General features: G+C 65.9%; 5 protein-coding genes. All 5 read left to right on the top strand.

The window, feature by feature from the left end:
* The first annotated feature begins 247 nt into the window (after positions 1–247).
* On the top strand, positions 248–2,488 hold the full coding sequence (locus B3T77_RS00890; RefSeq protein WP_292076196.1) for a TonB-dependent receptor: 2,241 nt from the start codon (positions 248–250) through the stop codon (positions 2,486–2,488).
* 142 nt (positions 2,489–2,630) lie between these two features.
* Positions 2,631–4,157 carry a spinster family MFS transporter gene (locus B3T77_RS00895; protein WP_292076199.1) on the top strand — a complete coding sequence of 509 codons (1,527 nt, stop codon included), beginning with the start codon at positions 2,631–2,633 and terminating at the stop codon, positions 4,155–4,157.
* Between the two features lie 85 nt (positions 4,158–4,242).
* Positions 4,243–5,433 carry an ADP-forming succinate--CoA ligase subunit beta gene (gene sucC, locus B3T77_RS00900; protein ID WP_017506562.1) on the top strand — a complete coding sequence of 397 codons (1,191 nt, stop codon included), beginning with the start codon at positions 4,243–4,245 and terminating at the stop codon, positions 5,431–5,433.
* Between the two features lie 57 nt (positions 5,434–5,490).
* A complete protein-coding gene (sucD, locus tag B3T77_RS00905; RefSeq protein WP_045809475.1) occupies positions 5,491–6,393 on the top strand; it encodes a succinate--CoA ligase subunit alpha in 903 nt (300 codons plus the stop codon).
* 262 nt (positions 6,394–6,655) lie between these two features.
* A partial coding sequence (locus B3T77_RS00910; protein WP_292076210.1) for a 2-oxoglutarate dehydrogenase E1 component occupies positions 6,656–8,983 on the top strand: 2,328 nt, incomplete at its 3' end.

Raw genomic sequence — 8,983 nt, forward strand, 5'->3', positions numbered from 1 at the left:
CGCCCGCCGCCTTGCGACGCGCGGCGGCGACGGGGCGGGGAAGGGGGGCGGCGGCGTCCGGCTTGCTCATCCGGCAAGGCTAGGCGCACGATCGCGACGGTGCAACGGCGCCACGGTCGGCGATCCAAGTGACGCTGCGTCAGTCCAGTGTTTGACAGACGGCCGAAACCGGGTAGGTTCCGTGAAAATCATTGAACGCTGAATAAAAGCGTCCATCGGGCTGGAAACGACAAAGGGGTCTAGGATCATGAACCGTCATGTGAAGTGCGCGCTGCTGGCCGGCGCGGCGTGGGGCGTGCTTGCGGGGGCCACGGTCGCCCAGGACGCGGAGGCGACCGCTCAGGCCGCGAACGCCCAGGATGCGGCGACCGTCGACGACATCGTCGTCACCGCGCGCCGCCGCGCGGAAAGCCTGCAGGACGTGCCGGTCGCCGTGACCGCCGTCAGCGGCGAACAGCTTGAGGCGCGCGGCGCCCTGGACATCACCGAACTGGCGCGCTCGACGCCCAGCCTGACGCTGAACGCCGCGCGGGGCTCGAACTCGACCCTGATTTCCTTCATTCGCGGCGTGGGCCAGCAGGATCCCCTGTGGGGCTTCGATCCCGGCGTCGGCCTGTATATCGACGACGTTTATGTGGCCCGTCCGCAGGCCGCCGTTCTGGACATCTTCGACGTGGAGCGGGTCGAGGTCCTGCGCGGTCCGCAAGGCACGCTTTACGGCCGCAACACTATCGGCGGCGCCATCAAATACGTCACCAGCCGCATCGATGCCGACGAGCCCGAGGGACGCCTGCGCGCCTCCTACGGCAGCTATAACCAGCGCGACGTGATCGCCAGCGCCCAGCTGCCGTTCAGCGACGAGTTCAAGGTCTCCGCCGCCCTCGCCCGCTATCTGCGTGACGGCTACGGCAAAAACCTGAACACCGGCAACGAACACTACAACAAGGACGTGACCGCCTTCCGCGCTAGTGCGGAATGGAGCCCGACCGACAGCCTGTTCTTCCGTCTGGCCGGCGATCTGGTGAACGACGACTCCAACGCGCGCCACGGCCACCGCGAGTTCGCCCCGTCGCCCGCCGATGTCTATGACACCAACGCCGGCGCCGGCGACAAGAACCGCGTCCAGACGCGCGGCGTGTCGCTGACCGGCGAGTGGGAAATGAGCGACATGTTCACCTTCAAGTCGATCACCGCCTATCGTGAAGGCCTGACGCGCGGCAACATCGACTTCGACAACCTGCCCCAGCCCATCCTCGACATCCCGGCCGCCTATGACGACGACCAGTTCAGCCAGGAGTTCCAGGTTCTGGTCAGCGCAGGCCGCCTGAACGGCGTCGCCGGCGTCTTCTACATGGACGCCAACGCCTCGGGCGCCTTCGACACCGTCGTGGGTCTGGCCAATCTGACGACCCTGACCTCGGGTTCTGTGGCGACCAAGAGCTACGCCGCCTTCGCCGACTTCTCCTATGACTTCACCGACGCCCTGTCGGTCTCGGTCGGCGGACGCTTCACCAAGGACGAGAAGGAAGGCACCGTCTTCCGTCAGCAGTATCTGGGCATCCGCAGCCCCTATTTTGGCAACAACGCCGCCGTGCCGCTGGGCGCGCCGCGCACCAACTACACCCGCACCCGCGAGTTCGAGAAGTTCACCCCGCGCGTCTCGGTCAACTACAAGTTCGGCCCCGATCTGACGGCCTACGCTTCGTGGGGCGAGGGCTTCAAGTCGGGCGGCTTCGACATGCGCGGCGATGCGGTCCTGTATCCCGCCACCGTCAACGGCTATGCGCCCGAGACCGTCGAGACCTACGAGATCGGGCTGAAGGGTTCGCTGCTGGATCGTCGTCTGACCTTCGCCACCGCGATCTTCGATTCCAGCTACGAGAACCAGCAGATCACGACCCAGTATCCGGCCGGCGCGACCGTCGCCTCGGTGGTGGACAATGTCGGCTCGTCCTCGATCCGCGGTTGGGAGTTCGAAGGCCGCGTGCGCGCCACCGACGCCCTGACGTTCAACGCATCGCTGAGCTACATCGACGCAAAGTTCGACCAGTTCCTGGCCTATATCCCGACGGCCTCGGGCAATACGTCCTGCCCGACCCTGCCGGGCTGCGTCGTCGACGTATCCTCGCAGCGCGACTTCCAGAACACGCCGGAATGGACCGGATCGATCTCGGCCAACTACAACTGGGTCATGGAGAACGGTTCGTCGATCGCCTTCATTCCGTCGGTCGCCTACCGCGGCGCCTATCAGCAGTTCGAAACGCCCGCGCCGCTGCTCGATCAGGACGCCTACTGGATGTATGACGCCAGCATCGTCTGGACCTCGTCAGACGATCGCCTTACCTTCGGCGTCCACGGCAAGAACCTGGGCGACGAACGCTATCGCGTCGGCGGCTACACCTTCCCTGGCGCCCTGACCGGCAACTCGATCATCGGCTTCTACGGCCCGCCGCGCACCGTCACGGCGACCCTGGGTCTGAAGTTCTGATCCACATTCATAACGCCTGACGACGAGGGGCGGCGGTCTCTGGGCCGCCGCCCCTTTTCGCTCCGCCAAGCCTATTTTGCACAGGGCGGAGTTGCGGCTAGGCTCGCCGCAACAAACAACAAAACGCCGAGGGGAAACGACGATGACGACGGAGACGCTGACGGTCCAGGAGGCGCGGCCCGAGCGGCCTGAGCGGCCCGGCTACCGCTACTATGTGCTGGCGGTTCTGATCCTGATCTACATGCTGAACTTCCTGGATCGCCAGATCATCGGCATCCTGGCCGCGCCGCTGAAAGAAGAGTTCGGCATGTCCGACAGCCAGTTCGGCCTATTGGGCGGCATCGCCTTCGCCTCTGTTTATTCGACATTGGCCATTCCCCTGGCCTGGCTGGCGGACCGGTTCAGCCGGGTCTGGATCATGACCGGCGCCCTGGCCGTCTGGTCGGGCTTCACCGCCCTGTGCGGCATGGCCGGGTCGTTCGGCCAACTGTTCCTGTGCCGGATGGGCGTGGGCATCGGCGAGGCGGGCGGCGTGGCCCCGGCCTATTCGCTGATCGCCGACTACTTCCCGCCGCATCAGCGCGCGCGGGCCATGGCGGCCTTCGCCTTCGGCATTCCGCTGGGCATGGCGGCGGGGACCCTGGTCGGGGGGCTGCTGGCGGCGACCTACGGCTGGCGCACCGCCTTCATCGTGGTCGGCCTGCTGGGCGTGCTGGTCGCGCCCCTGCTGCGTCTCACGGTGCGTGATCCCAGGCGCGGCGGAACCGACGCCATCAAGACCGAGGCCCAGGTCGCGGCCCTGGCCGCCGCCCCCGTCGGCACGGATCGAGCCGGCAAGATCGCCGCCCAGATCATGCTGGGCCTCGGCGCCGGCCTGCTGATCCTCGGCGCCTTGAGCTGGCTGATGGGCATGTCGCTCGGCAATCCGCTGGTGCTCGCTTTCGGCGGCCTGCTGGCGGTGGTGATCGGCGTGTCGCTGATGATCGCGCGGCGCACCGCCTCGGTGGTCATCCGCAAGCCCAGCTTCTGGCTCCTGGGCCTAGGCGCCGCCTCGTCGTCGGTGTGCGGCTATGGCGTCGCCGGCTGGCTGCCCCTGTTCTTCATGCGCAGCTTCGACCTGACACTGAAACAGACCAGCATCTACTACTCCGGCATCGCTCTGATCGGCGGCATCCTGGGCATCTGGCTGGGCGGCATGATCGCCGACAAGCTGTCCAAGAAGGGCAAGGGCGCCTATCCGCTGACGCCCGCCGTCGCCTTCCTGATCTCGGCGCCCTGTTTCATCCTGGCGATGAACTCGCCGTGGCTGATCGGCCTGGTTCTGCCCGGCGGCGGCAGCCACGTTCAGCAGCTGACCCTGGCCTTCTTGATCTTCCTGTTGCCGACCGGATTGAACCTGGCCTGGCTGGGTCCGATCACGGCGGCGGTCCAGCATCTGGTGCCGGCGGCCATGCGCTCGACAGCCTCGGCCCTGTTCCTGTTGCTGAACAATCTGCTCGGGATCGCGGTCGGCTTCTACTATTTCGGCTGGATGAGCGACCTGCTGGCGCCGCGCTTCGGCGAGGAAAGCCTGCGCTGGGCCATATACACCGGCATGGGCTTCTATGTGCTCGCCGCGATCCTGCTGATCGGGGCGTCGCGCACCCTCAAGAGGGACTGGGTCGACTAAAGGGGGCCTGTGGACGGTTGCACCTGCGAAGGGGTGGGGCCTATAAGCCCCGCAACTCTCCCAGCAGCGGTTGCGACGGTCCCCCATGAACATTCACGAATATCAGGCCAAGCAGGTCCTCAAAGGCTTTGGCGCCCCGGTCGCCGAAGGCGTCGCGGTGACGTCGGTCGATCAGGTCGAGGCGGCCGCCAAGTCGCTGCCCGGTCCGCTCTATGTCGTGAAGTCGCAGATCCACGCCGGCGGCCGCGGCAAGGGCAAGTTCAAGGAACTGCCCGCCGACGCCAAGGGCGGCGTTCGCCTGGCCTTCTCGGTCGAGGAAGCCGTCGCCCACGCCAAGGAAATGCTGGGCAACACCCTGGTCACCGCCCAGACGGGCGACGCCGGCAAACAGGTCAACCGCCTCTACATCGAGGACGGCGCCGACATCGAGCGTGAACTGTACTGCTCGCTGCTGGTCGATCGCGCCTATGGCCGCATCGCCTTCGTCGTCTCGACCGAAGGCGGCATGGACATCGAAACCGTCGCCCACGACACGCCCGAGAAGATCCAGAACATCGTCATCGACCCGAGCGCGGGCGTGACCGACGCCGACGTCGCCGCCATCACCGCCGCCTACGGCCTGACGGGCGCCGCGGCCGAAGACGCCAAGTCGCTGTTCCCCGCCCTGTACAAGGCCTTCGTCGAGAAGGACATGGACATGCTGGAGGTGAACCCCCTGATCGTGATGAAGGACGGCCATCTGCGCGTTCTGGACGCCAAGGTCAGCTTCGACGGCAACGCCCTGTTCCGCCACGACGACATCAAGGAACTGCGCGACGAAACCGAAGAAGACGCCAAGGAAATCGAAGCGTCCAAGTGGGATCTCGCCTACGTCTCGCTGGACGGCAACATCGGCTGCATGGTCAACGGCGCCGGTCTGGCCATGGCGACGATGGACATCATCAAGCTGTACGGCAAGGAGCCGGCCAACTTCTGCGACGTCGGCGGCGGCGCCGGCAAGGAGAAGGTCGCGGCAGCCTTCAAGATCATCACCGCCGACCCGAACGTCCAGGGCATCCTGGTCAACATCTTCGGCGGCATCATGAAGTGCGACGTCATCGCCGAGGGCGTGGTCGCGGCCGTGAAGGAAGTGGGCCTGAAGGTGCCGCTGGTCGTGCGTCTGGAAGGCACCAACGCCGAACTGGGCAAGAAAATCCTGAACGAGTCGGGCCTGACCATCCAGGCCGCCGACGACCTCGACGACGCCGCCCAGAAGATCGTCGCGGCGGTCGGCTAAGGCTTCGGCCTTACTCGCCACCGCCCCGCTGACACATCGAATTCAGAGCACAGACCCATGTCCATTCTCGTCGACAAGAACACCAAGATCATCGTCCAGGGCCTGACCGGCAAGACCGGCGGCTTCCACACCGAACAGGCGCTGGCCTATCACGGCACCCAGATGGTCGCCGGCGTGCACCCGTCCAAGGGCGGCACGAACTGGACCGGATCGCACGGTGAGAGCCTGCCGATCTACGCCTCGGTCGCCGAAGCCAAGGACGCCACGGGCGCCGACGCCTCGGTGATCTACGTCCCGCCGTCGGGCGCGGCCGCCGCCATCATCGAAGCCATCGACGCCGAAATCCCCTTCATCACCTGCATCACCGAGGGCATCCCGGTGATGGACATGGTCAAGGTCAAGCGTCGCCTGGAAGGCTCCAAGTCGCGTCTGCTGGGCCCGAACTGCCCCGGCATCCTGACGCCGGACGAGTGCAAGATCGGCATCATGCCGGGCAACATCTTCAAGAAGGGCTCGGTCGGCATCGTGTCGCGTTCGGGCACCCTGACCTATGAAGCCGTGTTCCAGACTACCAACGAAGGCCTGGGCCAAACCACGGCCGTCGGCATCGGCGGCGACCCGGTCAAGGGCACCGAATTCATCGACGTGCTGGAGCTGTTCCTGGCCGACGAGGAAACCACCTCGATCATCATGATCGGCGAAATCGGCGGCGGCGCGGAAGAAGACGCCGCCCAGTTCCTGATCGACGAAGCCAAGAAGGGCCGCAAGAAGCCGATGGCCGGCTTCATCGCGGGCCGTACCGCTCCGAAGGGCCGCACCATGGGCCACGCCGGCGCCGTCGTCTCGGGCGGCAAGGGCGATGCGGAATCCAAGATCGCGGCGATGGAAGCCGCCGGCATCCGCATGTCGGAATCGCCTGCGCGCCTCGGCAAGACCCTGGTCGAAGTTCTGAAGGGCTGAGGCTTCCAAGTGCGTGCTGCGCGCGGGCGCTACGCTCGCCGCGCGGCACCTCGCTGCTTGAGCGCCTTTTCGGCATCAAAAATGCCGTGTGACGCATCGATGAACGCCCTCGGCTCAGGCCGGGGGCGTTTTTTCTTGGGCCTGCGACCAATTTCCTACCAAATTGCCCCGTTTCGGTCATGACCCGTCAGGAAACGACGCCTATATGACGGGCGCGCCCCTCACGGAGATGTGTCCGTCGGGGCCCAGGGATTGCGAAACGATGGCGGACGATGCCGGTCGGCTGAACCAGGTCTTTGCCGAGACCTCATTTCTCTACGGGTCCAATGCGGCCTACGTCGAGGAGCTTCAGGAGAAGTGGGCGAAAGACCCCGGCTCCGTTTCCGCCGAATGGAAAGCCTTTTTCGACCAGCTGCGCGACAACGCCGCGCTGGTGACCGCCTCGGCCGGCGCCGGCAGCTGGGGTCGCGGCGTGGCGACCGAACCCACGGAGGAGACCGGCGTCTTCGACGGTCGTTGGCCGGCGCCGAAGCCCGATCCCAAAAAGGCCGGCGCTGCGCCGGCTGCTGCTGCGCCCAAGGCCGCGTCCGCCGACGTCTCGGCCGATGCGATCCGCGCCGCCGCCCACGACTCCATCCGCGCCCTGATGCTGATCCGCAGCTATCGCGTGCGCGGGCACCTGCAGGCCAAACTGGACCCGCTGGGCATCGAACAGCCGGTCGAGAACCCCGAGCTGACGCCCGAGTTTTACGGCTTCACCGGCGCCGATCTGGACCGTCCGATCTTCCTGGACGGCGTGCTTGGTCTTCAGACCGGCACGATCCGCGAAGTGCTGGAGATCCTGAAACGCACCTATTGCGGCAATATCGGCATCCAGTTCATGCACATTGCTGAACCGGAAGAGAAATCCTGGCTGCAGCAGCGGTTCGAGGGTGCCGACAAGTTCGAGCAGAACGCCTTCTCCAAGGAAGGCAAGCTGGCCATCCTGTCCAAGCTGGTCGAGGCCGAAGGCTTCGAACGCTTCCTGCACAAGCGCTTCCCCGGCACCAAGCGGTTCGGTCTGGACGGCGGCGAGGCCATGGTCCCGGCGCTGGAGCAGGTCATCAAGCGCGGCGGTTCGCTGGGCGTCGACGAGGTCGTGCTGGGCATGGCTCACCGCGGGCGCCTGAACGTGCTCGCCGCCGTGATGGGCAAGCCCTACAAGGTCATCTTCCACGAGTTCCAGGGCGGCTCGGCCGTGCCGAGCGACATCGAGGGCTCGGGCGACGTCAAATATCACATGGGCGCCTCGTCGAACCGCGAGTTCGATGGCAACCACGTCCACCTGTCGCTGACCGCCAACCCGTCTCACCTCGAGATCGTCAACCCGGTCGTGCTGGGCAAGGCGCGCGCGAAACAGGCGTTCGACATTCGCGAGGCCAACGAGGGCGTGCCCGAGGGCCAGTGGGCGCTGGACCGTTCCAAGGTCGTGCCGCTGCTGATCCATGGCGACGCCGCCTTCGCCGGCCAGGGCGTGGTCGCGGAATGCTTCGCCCTGATGGGACTGAAGGGCTACCGCACCGGCGGCACGCTGCACTTCGTCATCAACAACCAGATCGGCTTCACCACCAGCCCGCGCAACTCGCGCTCGTCGCCCTATCCGTCGGATGTGGCCCTGATGGTCCAGGCGCCGATCTTCCACGTGAACGGCGACGACCCTGAGGCCGTCGTCTTCGCGTCCAAGGTGGCCACCGAATACCGCCAGAAGTTCCACAAGGACGTGGTGGTGGACATGTTCTGCTACCGCCGCTTCGGCCACAATGAAGGCGACGACCCCACCTTCACCCAGCCGCTGATGTATTCGAAGATCCGCGCCCAGCCCTCGACCCGCGAACTCTATTCGCAGCGTCTGGTGGCCGAAGGCGTGATCAGCCAGGCCGAGGTGGACGCCGAGGTCGAGCGGTTCGAGAAATTCCTCGACGAGCAGTTCGAGGCCGGCAAGACCTGGTCCGCCGAGAAGGCCGACTGGCTGGATGGCCAGTGGCAGGGCTTCCAGTCGCCCAAGGACGAGCTGCGCGGCGACACCGCCGTGCCGCTGGCCAAGCTGACCGACCTGGGCCACCGCCTGACCACGATCCCCAACAGCGTCGACATGCACAAGACGCTGAAGCGCGTCATCGACGGTCGCCGCGAAGCCATCACCTCGGGCCAGGGCCTGGACTGGGCCACGGCCGAGAGCCTGGCTTTCGCCTCGCTGATTGATGAAGGTTTTCCGATCCGTCTGTCGGGTCAGGATTCGGTGCGCGGCACCTTCTCGCAGCGTCACTCGGGCATCATCGATCAGACGACCGAAGAGCGCTACATCCCGCTGAACAACCTGCGCGAAGGCCAGGCCAATTTCGAAGTCATCGACTCCGCCCTGTCTGAAGAGGCGGTGCTGGGCTTCGAGTACGGCTATTCGCTGGCCGACCCCAATACGCTGGTCATGTGGGAAGCCCAGTTCGGCGACTTCGTGAACGGCGCCCAGGTGGTGATCGACCAGTTCATCTCTTCGGGCGAACGCAAGTGGCTGCGCATGAGCGGCCTGACCATGCTGCTGCCGCACGGCTAT

The sequence above is a fragment of the Brevundimonas sp. UBA7838 genome (genome assembly GCF_002500885.1).
GTDB lineage: Bacteria > Pseudomonadota > Alphaproteobacteria > Caulobacterales > Caulobacteraceae > Brevundimonas > Brevundimonas vesicularis_C.

Coding starts and splice junctions, on each gene's coding strand:
- sucD (WP_045809475.1), top strand. CDS start 5,491: ATGTCCATTCTCGTCGACAAGAACACCAAGATCATCGTCCAGGGCCTG.
- sucC (WP_017506562.1), top strand. CDS start 4,243: ATGAACATTCACGAATATCAGGCCAAGCAGGTCCTCAAAGGCTTTGGC.
- B3T77_RS00895 (WP_292076199.1), top strand. CDS start 2,631: ATGACGACGGAGACGCTGACGGTCCAGGAGGCGCGGCCCGAGCGGCCT.
- B3T77_RS00890 (WP_292076196.1), top strand. CDS start 248: ATGAACCGTCATGTGAAGTGCGCGCTGCTGGCCGGCGCGGCGTGGGGC.